Origin of the sequence: Undibacterium sp. CCC3.4 (assembly GCF_034347425.1) — a bacterium.
GTDB lineage: Bacteria > Pseudomonadota > Gammaproteobacteria > Burkholderiales > Burkholderiaceae_D > Undibacterium.
Map to the genome: position 1 here is coordinate 3274860 of NZ_CP133779.1, position 16517 is coordinate 3291376.

18 protein-coding genes are annotated in these 16517 nt (G+C 55.4%); 17 read left to right on the forward strand and 1 reads right to left on the reverse strand.

Annotated elements, in window-relative coordinates; genetic code table 11:
- Positions 1–46 precede the first annotated feature (46 nt).
- The 4 genes from RHM61_RS14705 to RHM61_RS14720 are packed head-to-tail and all read left to right on the forward strand — an operon-like array spanning position 47 to position 2382.
- A complete protein-coding gene (locus RHM61_RS14705; protein ID WP_322248046.1) occupies positions 47–373 on the forward strand; it encodes a YbaB/EbfC family nucleoid-associated protein in 327 nt (108 codons plus the stop codon).
- A gap of 2 nt (positions 374–375) precedes the next feature.
- Positions 376–972 (forward strand): recombination mediator RecR, encoded by a 597-nt coding sequence (recR, locus tag RHM61_RS14710; protein WP_322248047.1) that lies wholly within the window; start codon positions 376–378, stop codon positions 970–972.
- Positions 973–981: 9 nt separating this feature from the next.
- A complete protein-coding gene (locus RHM61_RS14715; protein WP_322248048.1) occupies positions 982–2223 on the forward strand; it encodes a CaiB/BaiF CoA-transferase family protein in 1242 nt (413 codons plus the stop codon).
- A gap of 12 nt (positions 2224–2235) precedes the next feature.
- Positions 2236–2382, forward strand: a complete 147-nt coding sequence (locus RHM61_RS14720; protein WP_322248049.1) for a hypothetical protein — start codon at positions 2236–2238, stop codon at positions 2380–2382.
- Here RHM61_RS14720 and RHM61_RS14725 read toward each other — a convergent pair.
- On the reverse strand, positions 2366–2968 hold the full coding sequence (locus RHM61_RS14725) for a MarC family protein (RefSeq protein ID WP_322248050.1): 603 nt from the start codon (positions 2966–2968) through the stop codon (positions 2366–2368). The genes RHM61_RS14720 and RHM61_RS14725 overlap by 17 nt on opposite strands.
- A gap of 302 nt (positions 2969–3270) precedes the next feature.
- On the opposite strand from RHM61_RS14725, the gene RHM61_RS14730 reads away from it, so the two are divergent.
- From RHM61_RS14730 to gspF, 13 genes are all read left to right on the forward strand, one after another.
- Entirely contained in the window at positions 3271–3459 is a 189-nt protein-coding gene (locus RHM61_RS14730; RefSeq protein WP_322248051.1) for a DUF1289 domain-containing protein, read from the forward strand.
- Between the two features lie 86 nt (positions 3460–3545).
- Positions 3546–5813 carry a xanthine dehydrogenase family protein molybdopterin-binding subunit gene (locus RHM61_RS14735; RefSeq protein ID WP_322248052.1) on the forward strand — a complete coding sequence of 756 codons (2268 nt, stop codon included), beginning with the start codon at positions 3546–3548 and terminating at the stop codon, positions 5811–5813.
- Between the two features lie 183 nt (positions 5814–5996).
- Positions 5997–6455: a type II secretion system major pseudopilin GspG gene (gene gspG / locus RHM61_RS14740; RefSeq protein WP_416200183.1), complete on the forward strand. Its 459-nt coding sequence runs from the start codon at positions 5997–5999 to the stop codon at positions 6453–6455.
- 9 nt (positions 6456–6464) lie between these two features.
- The gene (locus RHM61_RS14745) at positions 6465–6929 is read left to right on the forward strand and encodes a GspH/FimT family pseudopilin (protein ID WP_322248053.1); all 465 of its coding nucleotides are present in this window, start codon (positions 6465–6467) and stop codon (positions 6927–6929) included.
- Positions 6930–6936: 7 nt separating this feature from the next.
- Complete coding sequence (gene gspI / locus RHM61_RS14750) at positions 6937–7311, forward strand: type II secretion system minor pseudopilin GspI (protein WP_322248054.1); 375 nt, start codon at positions 6937–6939, stop codon at positions 7309–7311.
- Complete coding sequence (locus tag RHM61_RS14755) at positions 7301–7978, forward strand: PulJ/GspJ family protein (protein ID WP_322248055.1); 678 nt, start codon at positions 7301–7303, stop codon at positions 7976–7978. The genes gspI and RHM61_RS14755 overlap by 11 nt, the downstream gene beginning before the upstream one ends.
- Positions 7978–9009, forward strand: coding sequence for a type II secretion system minor pseudopilin GspK (gene gspK, locus RHM61_RS14760; RefSeq protein ID WP_322248056.1), 1032 nt, complete (start codon positions 7978–7980; stop codon positions 9007–9009). Before RHM61_RS14755 ends, gspK begins: the two co-directional genes overlap by 1 nt.
- A gap of 106 nt (positions 9010–9115) precedes the next feature.
- Positions 9116–10363 (forward strand): type II secretion system protein GspL, encoded by a 1248-nt coding sequence (gene gspL, locus RHM61_RS14765; protein ID WP_322248057.1) that lies wholly within the window; start codon positions 9116–9118, stop codon positions 10361–10363.
- Positions 10363–10863: a type II secretion system protein GspM gene (gene gspM / locus RHM61_RS14770; RefSeq protein ID WP_322248058.1), complete on the forward strand. Its 501-nt coding sequence runs from the start codon at positions 10363–10365 to the stop codon at positions 10861–10863. Before gspL ends, gspM begins: the two co-directional genes overlap by 1 nt.
- Position 10864: 1 nt before the next feature.
- On the forward strand, positions 10865–11650 hold the full coding sequence (locus tag RHM61_RS14775; protein WP_322248059.1) for a type II secretion system protein N: 786 nt from the start codon (positions 10865–10867) through the stop codon (positions 11648–11650).
- On the forward strand, positions 11647–13845 hold the full coding sequence (gspD, locus tag RHM61_RS14780; RefSeq protein ID WP_322248060.1) for a type II secretion system secretin GspD: 2199 nt from the start codon (positions 11647–11649) through the stop codon (positions 13843–13845). Before RHM61_RS14775 ends, gspD begins: the two co-directional genes overlap by 4 nt.
- Positions 13846–13848: 3 nt before the next feature.
- Positions 13849–15279: a type II secretion system ATPase GspE gene (gene gspE / locus RHM61_RS14785; protein WP_322248061.1), complete on the forward strand. Its 1431-nt coding sequence runs from the start codon at positions 13849–13851 to the stop codon at positions 15277–15279.
- 5 nt (positions 15280–15284) lie between these two features.
- Positions 15285–16505 (forward strand): type II secretion system inner membrane protein GspF, encoded by a 1221-nt coding sequence (gspF, locus tag RHM61_RS14790; RefSeq protein ID WP_322248062.1) that lies wholly within the window; start codon positions 15285–15287, stop codon positions 16503–16505.
- Positions 16506–16517 lie beyond the last annotated feature (12 nt).

A 16517-nucleotide genomic window follows, 5' to 3' on the forward strand; every position in this document is an offset into this window, starting at 1 on the left:
ATATTTGATTCCTATTGTATAGATAACGTTTTTTGGAGAAACCATTATGATGAAAAACCAACTCGCAGGCTTGATGAAGCAAGCGCAAGCGATGCAAGATAATATGAAAAAAGCCCAAGATCAGTTGGCCTTGGTGGAAGTTGAAGGACAAGCTGGTGCCGGTTTGGTGAAGGTCCTGATGACATGTAAGAATGATGTCAAGCGCGTTAGCATCGATCCATCTTTGTTCGGTGACGATAAAGATATGATAGAAGATTTGGTGGCGGCGGCATTCAATGATGCAGTGCGTAAGGCGGAAGCGACGTCGCAGGAAAAAATGTCCGGTCTGACAGCTGGCATGCCTTTGCCGCCTGGTTTTAAAATGCCATTCTGATCGTGAAGCAAGTCGGCAGCCTTGAGCAGCTAGCAGAAGCATTGCGGCGCTTGCCCGGCATCGGGCCCAAATCGGCGCAGCGCATGGCTTACCATTTGCTGCAGCATGACCGCGCCGCCGCCAGCGGTCTTGGTCATGCACTGCTCAATGCCGTCGACCGTATCGCCCACTGCAGTTCGTGTAATACCTTCACCGAAACGGCGCTGTGCGAGACCTGTGCCGATAGCAGTCGCGACCGTAGCTTGTTGTGCGTGGTCGAAACGCCGTCGGATCAAATGATGATCGAGCAGACGCTCACCTATCGTGGTCTGTATTTTGTCTTGATGGGACGGTTGTCGCCGCTCGATGGGATCGGCCCGAAAGAGTTGCATCTCGAGAAGTTATTGGTGCGAGCACTCGATGAGGTCGTTACCGAGGTGGTGTTGGCCACTAATTTTACCAATGAAGGCGAGGCGACCGCGCATTACATCAGCGAAACGCTCAAGGCGCGCGGTTTGCGCGTGAGTCGGTTGGCGCGCGGTGTGCCGGTCGGTGGCGAACTCGAATATGTTGATGCAGGGACCATCGCTCGCGCCATGCTGGATCGGCGTCATACCTGATAATTTGTGATGAAAAAAACTTCGGCCGGCCCGCTGGCGGGCATCAAAGTACTGGAACTTGGCACCCTGATCGCCGGGCCGTTTTGCGCGCGGATGTTGGCGGAATTTGGTGCCGAAGTGATCAAAATCGAGTCGCCCGAAGGGGGTGACCCCTTGCGTCAATGGCGCGTGCTCAAAGATGGTACTTCGCTCTGGTGGAGTGTGCAGGCGCGGAATAAAAAGAGTCTCACGCTTAACCTGAAGACTGTCCAAGGTCAGGAAATCGCCCGTCGTTTGGCCTTGGAAGCCGATATCATCATTGAAAATTATCGTCCCGGGGTGGTGGAAAAATGGCAGCTCGATTACGCTTCGCTGCAGGCGCTGAATCCTTCCATCATCATGGTGCGTTTGTCCGGTTACGGACAAACTGGGCCGATGCGCGATTTACCCGGCTTTGGCGCGATCGCGGAAGCCATGGGTGGTTTGCGCTATGTGTCGGGCCATCCCGATCGCCCGCCGGTGCGGGTTGGCATCTCGATCGGTGACTCGGTGGCGGCCTTGCACGGCGTGATCGGGGCCATGCTGGCCCTCCGCCATCGTGATGTCAGCGGTGGTCGCTGGAACGGCCAATCCGGTGCTGCCGCACGCGGTGGTGCTGGGCAGATGGTCGATGTGGCGCTGTATGAATCAGTGTTTAATTTGATGGAATCACTGGTGCCGGAGTTTGATGTCGCCGGCGTGGTGCGCGAGCGTACCGGTGGTGCTCTGCCAGGTATCGTACCATCGAATACCTATACCACGCGCGATGGTGAAAATCTGGTTATTGCCGGTAATGGCGATGCGATTTTTCACCGCCTCATGTTGGCCATAGGGCGTGCCGATCTCGCGCATGATACGGCTTTACAGCGCAATGATGGCCGAGTTCCGCGCACGGCCGAAATCGATGCCGCCATTCAGGCTTGGTGTGGGCATCTCGATATCGATCAAGCCTTGCAAATCATGCGCCACGCAGAAGTACCGGTAGGAAAAATTTATTCGGTGCGCGACATGATGAGTGATCCGCAATTTCTGGCGCGTGATATGTTTGAACAGCATCAGTTTGCCGATGGCAGTGGTGTCAAGTTGCCGGCGGTGTCGCCCAAGATGTCGCTCACGCCCGGGCAAACTCGCTGGTTGGGGCCGCGCTTGGGTGAACATACGCATCAGGTATTGACTGAACTCGGTTACAGTGCTGCCGACATCGAACAATTTGAAAAACAACAGCTTGTGTAGCGAAAGCGAATAATGAACCGTCAATTCTTCAAGCAATTTTTCATCGCCCTGGTGTTGTTTGTGCTCGGTTACCTGACTTTTAATGGCAAATTATTTGCGGCCGAAGCGGCGTTGGTCGCGCCGCTGGCCGCGTCTGCCACTGTCAGTGGAGGGTTTTGATATACTCGCGTATCCCGGCCAGCAGCATTTCTATCGACATCGCCGCCAGAATCAAGCCCATCAAACGTTCGAATGCCGTCATCACGCGTGCGCCCAATACTTGTTGCATGCGTTCTGCACTGAGCAAGACCACCAGCCATACCACCGCCACCGCCGTCAAGGCACCAAGATGAACGATAATTTCTTGCTTGTTATCAGAAGAAAATAATAATACCGTGGCCAGCGCCGAAGGGCCGGCCAGGGCTGGAATGGCGAGTGGCACGATGAATGGTTCGTGATCTTCTTCGGTCTCACCGAAGATTCCCCCTTCTTGGGGAAACACCATGCGCAAGGCGATCAGAAACAGGATGACGCCACCGCCTATGCGTATTGATACTTCCGAAAGCTGCAGCGCGGTGAGGAAGTTTTTCCCGAAAAACATGAATAGCAACAGCAAGATGAAGGCGATCGCGCATTCGCGTACGATCACGCGCCAGCGGCGTGCCGGCGCGACATGTGACAGGGCGCTGACAAAAATCGGGACATTTCCGAATGGGTCGGTTACCAAGATGAGCAAGATCAGAGTTTGAAAGAAATCGTGGGCCATGAAAGCAATTTTCTAAAATATCACCGGTTGTCAGAGAGACTGGTGCTCGCTGGCGGTAAGATCGCCGATGTGTTGTGGTAAGGGCTGTCGCGCGGCTTCTCGCGGCATGCATTGTGATCAGGCGTGGCCGTCATTTTGCTGCCCAATGGCGTTGCCTGTCAATGTAGATGGAAGTAATCATGCGTGCCGGGCAGGGGTATTGTAGGTAAGCACTAAACAGATATGTTGAAATTGGCGCTATGATAGTGTTTGCCCGCCGGTTTTGCATGGGCGTTTTTTCTTGATTGGGGACGTGCTTGACGATGAATCAGAGTAAGACTAGGCCGGATACGCCGTGTGTGGCCGTATGTTCGACGACGTTTGATGACGTGTGCCGTGGTTGCGGTCGGACGGTCGCTGAGGTGGCGGATTGGGTGTTTATGAACCAAGCCCAGAAAGATGCGGTGTGGGAACGCATTTTGGCGCAGGGTTTTCCCCGTAGAAATACTTAAAATTCCAGTCGCCGCAAGCAGTTGTGGCGCTGTTGCGAACGTCCGCAGCCTGGGGACGCGCCAATATTAATAACGGAGACCAGACAATGACAACAAAGACCAAACCAGGGCGCCGCCGTTTTATCCTCGGAGGCTTGGCCGCAGCCGGCGCGCTGGTGGTCGCTTGGGGTGTGTTGCCGCCACGCGCACGGCTCAATGGCAGCCATCCGCTGCCTTTGGAGCAGGGTGAAGTGGCGCTCAATGGCTGGATTAAAATTGCCGCCGATGGAAGTGTGACCGTCGCCATGCACAAGAGTGAAATGGGGCAGGGCATACATACCGCCCTGCAGATGTTGGTGGCGGAAGAGCTCGATGTGCCGATGGCGCAGGTGCGCACGATGGCTGCGCCCATCGATAAAATTTACGGCAATATGGCGATGCTGGCCGACGGTTTGCCATTTCACCCCGATGATGAGGGGAGCATCAAACATGTGGCGCGCTGGCTGACTTTAAAAACGGCGCGCGAACTCGGTCTGCAAGTCACGGGTGGTTCGTCGAGCGTGAAAGATGCGTGGTTGCCGCTGCGTGAAGCCGGCGCCACCGCACGCGCCATGCTGGTCGCCGCTGCCGCTAAAATTTGGGGCATCGCACCCGAGCAGTGTCACACTGCGGCCGGTATTGTCAGTGACGGTGCGGCGCGCAGCCTCAGTTACGGCCAGTTGGCCGCAGCTGCGGTAGCCAGCCAACCTGGGCGTATTGTGCTTAAACAGCCGGCGCAGTTTCGCTTGATCGGCCAAGCGCAGCCACGCACCGACAGTGCGGCCAAAGTTGATGGTAGTGCCCGTTACGGTATCGATGCTCAGCCTGAGCACTGCTTGTTCGCGGCCCTGAAATTAAGTCCGACCATCGGTGGCACGCTGCGCCGAGTCGATGCGGCAGCGGCGCTGGCATTGCCGGGTGTCACGCATGTCGTCGATTTTTCGCGCACGCTGGATGCGCGCTCGGTGGCTGGGGTAGCCGTGATTGCAAAAACTTATTGGACCGCCAAAAAAGCCTTGGCCTCTTTGGTGTTGGAGTGGGATGGCGGCGCGCACGCGCAGTTGTCGAGCGCCGCCGTATTTGCCGAACTCTCTGAGGCACTCGATAAGCAAAGTGGGTTTGCGTATTATGAGCGTGGCGATGCCGCTGCCGTCTTGGCTGGCACCGATCCGGCGCGCGTACTGCAGGCACAATATCGCGCACCGTTTTTGGCGCACGCCACCATGGAGCCGATGAATTGCACGGCCTGCCTGAAAGACGGACGACTCGATCTGTGGGTGTCGACGCAAGTGCCGAGTATTGCCGTCGATGTCGCTGCCAAGGCCGCTGGCATCGCCGCCGAGCAGGTGCATTTGCATATGAGCTTTCTTGGTGGTGGTTTCGGTCGTCGCTTGGAAATCGACATGGTGTTGCAAGCGGTAGCCTTGGCGCGCGAAACAGCCGGCTTGCCAGTCAAGCTAGTGTGGAGTCGGGAAGACGATACGACGCACGATATGTATCGCCCGGCCGCGCTGGCGCGCTTTCGCGCGGCCGTCGATGCGCAGGGTAATATTCTTGCCTACGATAATAAATCGGCTTCCGGTTCGGTGACGCAGCAAGTGTTAGCGCGCACCTTCGGCTTGCCCGGTGCCGGTCCTGACAAGACGACGGCAGAGGGTGAATTCGATATGCCGTATCAAATTGAAAACCAAAAAATTGCTCATGTGATCGTGCCTAGCGCCGTGCCCATCGGTTACTGGCGTTCGGTCGGTCATTCGCATAATGCGTTTTTTAAAGAAAGTTTCATCGATGAGTTGGCCCATCAGGCCGGCCGCACGCCGCTGGAATTTCGTCGTCGCTTACTCAGTCATCATCCGCGTCACCGCGCCGTGCTCGATGCGGCCGTGGCGAAGGCTGGCGTGGCTGCACCGGGGCGCGCCCACGGCTTGGCCTTACATCAGTCATTCGGCACTATCGTCGCGCAAGTCGCTGAAGTATCGATTCAAGACGGTGCCATTCGCGTGCATAAGGTGGTGTGCGCGGTCGATTGCGGTATCGCGGTCAACCCGAATATCATCAATCAGCAGATGGAGTCGGCCATTATTTTCGGCTTGAGCGCGGCTTTGTATGGCGAAATCACCTTGCGTGATGGTCGGGTCGAGCAGAGTAATTTTAACGACTATCCGGTATTAAGAATGAACGAAGTACCGAATATTGAGGTTATCATCATTGCCAGTGCAGAAGCACCGGAAGGGATAGGTGAGCCTGGTGTGCCGCCGATTGCTCCGGCCGTGGCCAATGCCATCTTTAATCTCAATGGCCAGCGTTTGCGCAGCTTGCCCTTGCGCTTGAGTTGAATGTTGTTGCAAAGTGTAATAAAACCGGACTTTAGAAGAGTAATTCTAAAGAATGCGATTCGAATGACTCTGACGCGAATTTTTTGAATTATTTATTCGCGCGAGGGTCAGGATGTCATGTTCCCGTTTTATACTGCGTTTCGCCAGCAGCCCTCATGCGACTTTACTTACCGATAGAAATTTATGTTGAATCTCAAAACCATGCCCGTCTATTCCAAACCGCAGCGCGCGCGCGGCTTCACGCTCATTGAAATTATGGTGGTGGTGGTGATCATGGGTATCTTGGCTGCCTTGGTGGTGCCGAAGTTAATGGGCCGTACCGACGATGCCCGCATCGTCGCGGCCAAACAGGATATTTCCACCCTCATGCAAGCCTTGAAATTGTATCGCCTCGATAATCAACGCTACCCGAGCACCGAGCAAGGCTTATCTGCCTTGATCGCGAAACCGACTTCGGGGCCGGCTGCGAATGGCTGGAAAAGCGGTGGGTATATTGATAAATTGCCGAAAGATCCATGGGGTAACGCCTATCAGTATTTGTCGCCAGGGATTAAGGGCGATGTCGATATCTTCTCGCTCGGGGCCGATGGTCAGCCCGGTGGCGTTGGCAATGATGCCGACATCGGCTCGTGGGAATTGTAAGTTAGCCGCATGAAGCAAACAGGCGTACAACGCGGCTTTACTCTGCTCGAATTATTGGTCGTGATGGTGATCGCCGGGCTCATGCTCGGTGCGGTCAGTTTCAATGCCATTCCGGGGCAGCAACAGCGTTTGGAAAACGATGCCAAACGCATCGCCTTGCTGCTGCAATTGGCGCGTGATGAAGCGATACTGCGCAATTTGCCGGTGGCGTTTGAGGCGGACCAACAAGGCTACCGTTTTTTGTTGCGCCAAGACCGCGTCTGGTCGCCATTAAAAGACGATATGCTGCGTGAACGTGAGTTTTCCTTCGCGCCGGTGAGCTTGACGATGGAGCCGATGCTGACTCAGGGGCCGCAAATTCGGGTAGTGTTCGGCCGTGAACCGGTCGATAAGCCGTTTGTGCTGAGCTTGAAGGTGCCGGAAGCTAGTGTGCGTATCATCGCCGATGGTATCGGTCATTTTTCGGTCGAATAACATGCGTATGCAGCTTTCTCATTCCCGTGGTTTTACCTTGCTCGAAGTCTTGGTCGCACTGGTCATTGTCGGCACCGCTTTGGGCGCGAGCCTGCGTGCGGTCGGCAGTTTGACGCAGAACAGCGGCGACCTGCGGGTATCGCTGATGGCGACGTGGTCGGCGGAAAATCGACTGTCGCAAATTCGCTTGGCCAATGAGTGGCCAGATGTCGGCGAGCGCAGTTTTGAATGTCCTCAGGCCGACTTGCAGCTGCAGTGCGCTGAAAAAGTGATTGCCACACCTAACCCATCATTCCGCCGGATCGAAGTGTCGGTATCCGAGACGGCGCGACCGGAGCGGCGCATCATCAAACTCACGCAGGTGGTGCCGAATGCTTTGTAAACAGCAGCGGCCGGCTTTTGAGCGTGGTTTCACCCTGATCGAGTTACTGGTCGCCATCACGATTTTGGCGATTATTGCGGTACTTGGCTGGCGCGGACTCGATAGCATCGTGCGCGCGCGCCTGAGTTTGAACGCCGAAATGGAGCAAACACGGGCAATTCAGCTCAGTTTCGCGCAGATGGAAAGTGATTGCGCACATCTGGCCGATGAAACCATGCTGCTCGGTCACAGTGTACTGACCGCCAGCGGCGACAAGCTCAGTTTGATACGCTCGGTGAACAACGAAAATGAGCCCGGCCAATTTCAAGTAGTCAATTACCGAGTGGCTGATGGAAAATTGACCCGACGCGAATTGCCACCTAGCCGGGAAATTGCGGTTATTTTAGATGAATGGCAAAGTTTTGCTGATGATACAAGTGGACAAACTGGCATCGAATTGCAAAGCAATGTACAGTCATTTGCATTGCGCACGTGGAGGCAGGGTGACAATGCCTGGCAAATCAATGGCGCGGCGCTGACCACGGCGGCATCGAAGGTGGCCAACGATGTGCTGGTACAAGCTGGTGTTACCACCAAAGTGGCGAAGTTGGCCGGTTTGGAAGTCAGTCTGCAGGTACAGGGTGCCAATGCACCGATGCGAAAAGTTTTTTTACTTGGAGCAAATTGATGAGTCGGTATGCACTTAACTGCCGGCCGCGCAGCAAGCAAAGCGGTGTCGCCATCGTCACTGCTTTGTTGTTGACCACCTTGGCCATCACGATCGTTACTAGCCTGTTTTGGCAACAGCAAGTGCAGGTGCGTTCGATTGAAAATCAGCGCATGCAATTGCAAAAAAAATGGATTATGCGCGGTGCCATCGATTGGTCGCGCTTGATTTTGCGCGAAGATGCCCGCCATTCGGGCAAGGTCGATCATCTCGGGGAGCCTTGGTCGGTCAAGCTGGAAGAAACTCGGCTCGATCAATATGTCGAAGAAGGGCGCGATGCCGACAATAGTGACGCCACCTTGTCGGGGCAAATCGTCGATGCGCAGGCTGCCTATAACCTCAATAACCTGGCCAGCGCCGGGGTGGTGAATATAGCCGAAGTTGCCGTGTTCGGGCGTTTGCTGCAAAATTTGCAATTGCCAGCCGATGGCGCAGCGGCGGCGGCACAGGCGGTGGCGGCGACGCAGTCTAAAGCCGCGGCGGTGAATACTACGGTGGCGGCCAGTGGCACGGCGCAAACTGCCACCACTACCGCGTCTGCCAGTAGTGCTGACAGCGCGAGTACTGCAGTACAATTTGTGCCGTTTGCACGGATAGAAGATTTACTGGTCGTGCCCGGCTTTAATACGGAAATGCTGGAGAAATTGCGCCCCTATGTGACCGTATTGCCACGTCGCAGCAGCTTGACTACGGTGAATTTGAACACGGCACCGGCAGAACTGTTGTCGGCCAGAATAATCGGCCTCAGTATGGGCGATGCAGCCTTGCTGCTTGCCAGTCGAGAAACGGCGTATTTCAAGGATTTTGCCGATTTTCAAAATCGTTTCTCGGAAAAGAGTAAGCAAATCACGAGTAAGGAAGTCGATGTCTGGACCAGCTATTTCGTGGTCAATGGCAAAGTCAAGATGCAGCGCTCGACGCTCGATGTCAGCGCCTTGGTGGAACGGGCCGGGGATGGCACGACGACGGTGTTGGCCGTGCGGGAAAATTAAATGACTATGCGAAAAATATCGCCGCGCGAACATTCAGTGCAATTGAGTGCTCGCGCTGCTGACAAGGGATACCAACCGATGCCGCAGTTTGGAATGAAATTATAAAATGGTCAGTACACTCTATCTCTCTTTACCTGCGCGCACTGCAGTCGATTCGCATTGGCAAGCCCAAGCCTTGCCGTATGCCTTGTATTCGGCCGAGGGGCGCTTGCTCGAGCAAGGCCACAAAACTCTGCCGCAATTGCGGCTGCTGGCTGCCAGCGCGCGCCAACTGAGCTTATTGATTGCCGCGGCCGATGTGAGTTTGTTACGGGTGCGGGTGCCGCCGATGGCTGCAGCCAAGTTTACCGCAGCCTTGCCAAATTTGGTGGAAGAACAGATTACCTGTGATCCGGCCGATGTGGTGCTGGTGGCGAGCGCCGTGAGCGGGGGCGAAGCCACCGTCGCGGTGGCCGATCGGCGCTGGTTGGAACAATTGTCCAATTTGGTCAAAGACTGGCCGGTTAAAAAAATTCTCGCCTTGCCGGCACAACTGAGCATGCTCTTGGCCGCCGGTGAGAATCGCGCGAGTGCCTTGATCGAAGTGCGCGACAGTACAGTCATGCTGAGCCTGCGTCAGGCTGCGGCCAGCGGTTTGGGCTTATGTTTGGCCGATGCCAGTCCAGAGACTGCCTTGGCAATGCTGAACATTCTGGCACCGCAGGCGCAGCTCAGTGTCGCCTTGCCAGCCACTGAGTTGGATGCCTGGAAGGCTGCCTTAGAACAGCAAAACCTGAGCCAACGCATCAGTCTGCAAAGCGATGGCTGGGCCATGCGCATCGGCGGCATTGGCGCGGCACCGCTCGATCTGATGGTCGGCATCTCAGCCAGCCATAAACCGGCGATCGACTGGGTGGGGTGGCGTTGGCCTTTGCGGCTGCTGCTGGTGCTCGCCATGGTCAATGTGGCGGCGCTCAATTTTGAGTGGTATACCCTGAAACGCGAGGCGAAAAGCCTCAGCGATGTGCTGGTGCAAACGTATAAAACCAGCTTTCCCAAGGAAACCACCATCCTCGATCCGCTCGAACAGATGCAGCAAAAAGTTAACCTGGCCAAACGTTTGTCAGGTCAATTTGCGGCCAATGATTTCGTCGTCATGACGGCGCAATTCACGCGCGTCTGGAATCGTATCATGCTCGGCAAAGCTGCCAGCATCAGCAGTGTCGATTACAAAGACCGCGGCTTGCACGTGAAAGTCAAGGCCGCCGGGCTGATTCCTATCGATCAATTGCGCGCCGCTTTAATTGAACAATCTATGAAGCTGGAGGTCGGTTCGGACGGCATTCTGCATATTTCCAAGACAGGGGCATGGTGATGCGCAAACATTTCTTCCAACAGTGGCGCCAGTTTTGGCAGCAGCGTAATGGCCGCGAACGCAGCTTGCTGATGCTGGCCGCTGGCGTGATTGCGCTGGCCTTACTGTATTTGGTGCTGCTTGATCCAGCCTTAGCGGGACGGGCCAAGCTGCAGTTGCAGATTCCACAATTGCGTCAGCACGTTGCCGAAATGTCGGCTTTGAGTGCGCAGCATACTAAGCTGGCCGCTGGCTTGTCGCAGATACTCGATCCGGTCAGCCGCGAAGTGCTGGAAAAAAGTCTGGCAGCGCGCGGTATCCAAACGCAGAATCTCAGCGTTTCCGATGACATGGTGCGTCTGCAAATTACGACGGTGGAATATGCGCAACTGATGGCATGGCTAGTGGAAATGCAAAAAACCGCCAAACTGACGGTAGAGGAGGCGCGTCTGAATGCGCTCCCCGAGAGCGGTCAGGTGAACGTGAATTTAACTCTCAAGCAGCAACGCAGCGGGACTTGAGATGAGCCGTTCGCTATCGCAAACTGTAGGATGGATCGCCGCCGCACTGCTCACCGCGCTGCTGACGGTGATCTTGTTTTTGCCGGCCAGTTGGCTTGGTGCCGCACTGGAGCAGCAGAGTGGCGGGCGCTTCAGTCTCGGTGATGTGCAGGGTTCGTTTTGGCGCGGCTCGGCGTTTATCGGGGTGGCGGCCGGTCCGACAGCGCCGGTGACGCCGCTGTTTGCCGGTCGCTTTAGCTGGAAAATTTCGCCTTTGCTGTTGCTTGGCCAAGTCGATGTGCAGTTGGAGAATGCCGACTCTTTATCGGCACCACTGCATATCAATGGTAATTTTTCGCAGTGGCAGATCTCGCCGGCAGTGCTGAGCTTACCGCCGGAGCGCCTCGAAGGTTTGGGTGCGCCCTTGAATACCATCGGCCCGACTGGCAAGCTGCATTTGTCATGGAATAATCTGAGTTTCACGCGCAGTGGTGCCTTGCTGTCGGCGCAGGGCCAGTTGCAACTGGAATTGGCAGAAATGGCTTCACGTCTGTCGCAGGTGCGGCCACTCGGCAGCTATCGCGTGGAGGTGAATCTGCAAGGTATGAATGCGGAAATGACTCTGCTCACCCTGAGCGGGCCAATGATGTTGGCCGGTGCAGGTGCCGTCAGCGGCGGACGGTTTCATTTTTCCGGCAAAGCCTGGGCTGCTGCCGGCCAGGAAGATAAGTTGGCAAATTTATTGAATTTGCTTGGACAGCGCCGTAAAGACGGCAATCAGGATGTGATCGCGTTAGATTTCAAATGACTACAACTCCATTAAATATCAAGGCAGCTATGCTCAGCAACTACTCACGCAAACCAAGGTATCCGTTATCGACGATGGCCGCAGCAGTCGTCTTGACTGCCGGGTGTTTCATCGCGGGCGCAGCGCTGGCCCAGGCGCCGGGAAAAAATTCCGCCGATCTTAATTTTGTCGGTGCCGATATCGAATCGGTGGTCAAAGCCATCGGTCATTACACCGGTACCACCTTCATCATCGATCCGCGCGTCAAAGGACAGGTGAATTTGGTGTCGGAAACGCCCTTGAGTAAAGAGCAGGCCTTCAAACTCTTGACCTCGACTTTGCGTTTGCAAGGCTATGCCGTGGTGTACGCGGACGGTTACTATAAAGTCGTGCCGGAAGCCGATGCCAAGTTACAAGCTGGCCCGACTCAAGCGGTGCAGAGCGAAAAAACCGAGTCGGTCAAAGGTGACCAGGTCGCCACCCAAATTATCCGTCTCAATTATGAATCGGCAGCGAATGTGGTGACGGTGTTGCGTCCCCTGATTTCACCGAATAACACCATCAATGCCAACCCCGGGAATAACTCCATCGTCATTACCGACTATGCTGATAACCTCAAGCGTCTCAATAAAATCATCGCCGCACTCGATGTGCCGGCGGTGGTCGATCTGGAAGTGATACCGGTGAAATACGCGATGGCCAGCGATATCGCCGCACTGGTCAGCAAGCTGACCGACTCCTCCGTCACGCCCGGCGACACTGCACGGGCGGTGTTGATGGCCGATCCGCGTACCAACTCCTTACTGTTGCGCGCGCCTTCGCAAGCACGCGCCAATTTGATCAAATCCTTGGTCGGCAAGATGGATCAGCCGACCGCTTTGCCCGGTAACGTCCATGTCGTGTATCTGAAAAATGCCGAAGCGGTCAAGTTAGCGGTGACCTTACGCTCGATTGTCACCGGCGAAATCAGTAATGCCAATACCAGCAGCGGTTTGTCGAATAGCAATATCGGCAACAATAGTAATAATAGCAGCGGCGGCAGCAATCAAAGCAGCGGTTTTTCCAATACAAATAACAATGGCGGTGCCAGCGGCGGGCTCAATAATTCGAGCAGTAGTTCGCAGAGCAGCAGCGCTGCCGGCAGCAGCAGCGGCGGCAGTGCTGCCGGCTTCATTCAAGCCGATGCCGCGACCAATACTCTGATCATCACCGCCAGCGAAGCGGTATATAAAAACTTACGCATGGTGATCGATCAGCTCGATGCGCGCCGCGCCCAAGTGTATATTGAAGCGCTGATCGTCGAAGTGACGGCCGATAAGAGCAACGAATTCGGGGTGCAATGGGCTGGCGTATCGGGCGATTCCAGTAGTAATTACCGGGTTGGTGGCGGCACTTTGTTTTCCACTGCCGGTAATAACCTCGGCACCCTCGGTGCCAGTTTGGCCAGTAGCACAGCCAGCACTGTGCTGCCTTCAAATGGTCTGTCCATAGGCGTGTTCAAACAAGTCGGTGGCAAGCTCGGTTTGGGCGCGCTCGCGCATCTGGTCGATAGCGCTGGTGGTACCAATATCTTGTCGATGCCGAATTTGTTGACGCTCGATAATGAGGAAGCCAAGATCGTGGTTGGTCAAAATGTACCTTTCGTGACTGGCCAATACACCACATCGACCTCGAGTACCAGTAATCCATTTCAAACCATAGAACGTAAAGATGTTGGTCTTAAACTGACGATACGCCCACAAATTTCCGAAGGCGGCACCGTCAAACTGGCGATTTACCAAGAGAGTTCGGCAGTCCTCGATAGCAGTACCACCAGTCCCAATGGCCCTAGCACGACGCAGCGCTCGATCACGACCAATGTGTTGGTCGAAGATGGCAGCATCCTTGCGCTCGGTGGTTTGATCCAAGATACCGTCAACGACGCGGTAGAAAAAGTTCCGGTGCTCGGCGATATTCCATTTCTCGGTAATTTGTTTAAATACCAAACGGCGAAGCGCAATAAAACCAATTTGATGGTGTTCTTGCGCCCGACCATTGTCCGCAGTGCCGATCAAAGCACCGATGTCTCAGTTAATCGTTACGATTACATGCGTGCGCAGATGATGCCAGCCAGCGGCGGGAATGCCGGTTTGCTGCCGGAAATGAAGAAAGGTGAACTGATGAGCCCGTCGATGACTTTGCCACAGACGCCGTCTTCGCCAGCAGGAAGTAAATAAGCCATGCTCGAACATCGCTTATTGCCCTATGGGTTTGCGCGGGATTTTTTAATCTTGGCCAGTCGCGACAGCACGGCTGTGCACGCGCCGGTAGAGTTGTCGGTATCGGAAAAAACTTCGGCCGCGGCGATTGCTGAAGTCGGTCGTAAATTCGGTAAGGTCAAACTGACGCTGTTGGCGCCGGAATTGCTCAATGATTTGATTGCCAAGGCGTATGCCGGCTCGGGTGGCGATGCGGCCGATGTGGTTGGTGAAGTCGAATCTGATCTCGACTTGGCCAAGCTGATGCTCGACATGCCGGCGATTGAAGATTTGCTGGAATCGGCCGACGATGCGCCGGTAATCCGTATGATCAATGCCTTGCTCACGCAAGCTTTGCGCGATGGTGCCTCGGATATTCATATCGAACCGTTCGAGCAAATTTCGGTGGTGCGCTTTCGCGTCGATGGCTCCTTGCGTGATGTAGTCAGGCCGCGCAAGGCCATCCATGCCTCGCTGATTTCGCGGATTAAAATCATGGCGCAGCTCGATATCGCCGAAAAACGCTTGCCGCAAGATGGACGCATTACCTTGCGCATCGGCGGCAAACCGGTCGATGTGCGGGTTTCGACGTTACCGACCGGACATGGCGAACGGGCGGTCTTACGTTTGCTCGACAAAGAAGCCGGTCGTTTGGATTTGAGTAATTTGGGGATGAGCCCGGAAGTCTTGCAAGATTTCGATAAGTTGATCGCTCAGCCGCACGGCATCGTGCTCGTCACCGGTCCTACCGGTTCGGGTAAGACCACCACGCTGTATGCCGCGCTTTCGCGCGTCAATGCCGGTACCACCAATATTCTGACGGTGGAAGATCCGATTGAATACGAATTGGCCGGCGTCGGTCAAACTCAGGTCAATGCGCGTATCGACATGACGTTTGCCAAGGCTTTGCGCGCTATTTTGCGGCAAGATCCCGATGTCATCATGATCGGCGAAATTCGCGATCTCGAAACCGCGCAAATTGCCGTACAAGCTTCGCTGACCGGCCATCTGGTGTTGGCCACTTTGCACACCAATGATGCGGCGGCGGCGGTCACGCGCTTGCTTGATATGGGGATAGAGCCGTTCCTGCTGTCTTCCTCCTTGTTGGGTGTGGTAGCGCAGCGCTTGGTGCGGAAATTATGTAGCCATTGTCGCCGCGAAGAAGGCGGGCGCTGGCATGCAGTCGGTTGCGATCACTGCGGCCATACCGGTTATCAAGGCCGGCTCGGCGTTTACGAATTACTGCAAACCACCGACGATATTCGCGCGCAAATCCATCATCGTGCTTCGGAAGCAGAAATTCGATTGGCCGCCCAGGCTGACGGCATGAAAACCATGCGCGAAGATGGTGATCGCTGGCTGCGCAGTGGCATCACGACGCAAGAAGAATTATTGCGTGTAACTAAGGAATAAGCACCGTGCCGGCATTTCGATATGAAGCAATAGACAAGGCGGGAAGCACGAGTAAAGGCGTGCTCAACGCCGACAGTGCCCGCGCGGCGCGCAGTGAGTTGCGCGCGCAGGGCTTGCTGCCGGTGACGGTGGAAGCGATTCACCAGCACTCGGCCGCCGGCGAAGAAAAGAAGCGTGCCTTCTTTGCCGAACGCTTGTCGACGGTCGAACTGGCTTTATTCACGCGTCAACTCGCCAGTTTGCTCGAAGCCGGCTTGCCGCTCGAGCAGTCGCTGTCGGCCCTGCTCGATCAATCGGAGCGTACTTTCATTCGCGACATCATCGCCTCGATACGTTCGGAAGTGATGGCCGGGGCGGCCTTGTCCGATGCGCTCAAACAACATCCGCATGATTTTGCCGATATCTACTGCGCGCTGGTGGCGTCCGGTGAGCAGATCGGTCACTTGGCACGGGTCTTGTCGCGCTTGGCCGATTACATAGAACGACGCAATGCGCTGGTCCAGAAAGTGAAATTGGCCTTCACCTATCCAGCCATTGTGACCGTGGTCGCGTTTGCCATTGTGATTTTTTTGCTCACCTATGTGGTGCCGCAAATTGTTTCTGTGTTTGCCAATACCAAGCAAAAATTACCATTCCTGACCGTGATGATGCTGGCGATTTCAGATTTCGTGCGTGTCTGGGGTTGGCTGGTGGGCTTGCTGTTGATTGCCGCATTCACGCTCTGGCGCGTGGCCTTGCGTAATCCCGAACTGAAGTTGGCATGGCACACTTGGTTGTTGACGGCACCGGTATACGGTAAATTTGAGCGCAGTCTCAATACCGCCAGATTTGCCAGCACCTTGGCCATTACTACCGGTTCGGGCGTGCCGATCTTGCAGGCACTGCAGACCAGTCGTGAAACTTTGTCCAATGTTGCCATGCGCGCTCAGGTCGAAGAAGCTACCGCCAGCGTGCGCGAAGGGGTCGGGCTGGCGCGCGCCTTGTCGGCGCATAAACATTTTCCGCCGATGTTGATACACATGATACGTGCCGGTGAAGTGACCGGCGAATTGCCAGCCATGTTGGAACGCGCCTCAAATGCTCAAGAGCAAGATCTCGAACGCCGCGCTTTGACGATAGCCGGTTTGCTTGAGCCGGTCTTGATTCTGGCCATGGGCGGCGTGGTATTGCTAATCGTGCTGGCCGTATTGATGCCTATTATCGAAATTAATCAGCTGGTTCGCTGATAAGGAATGAAA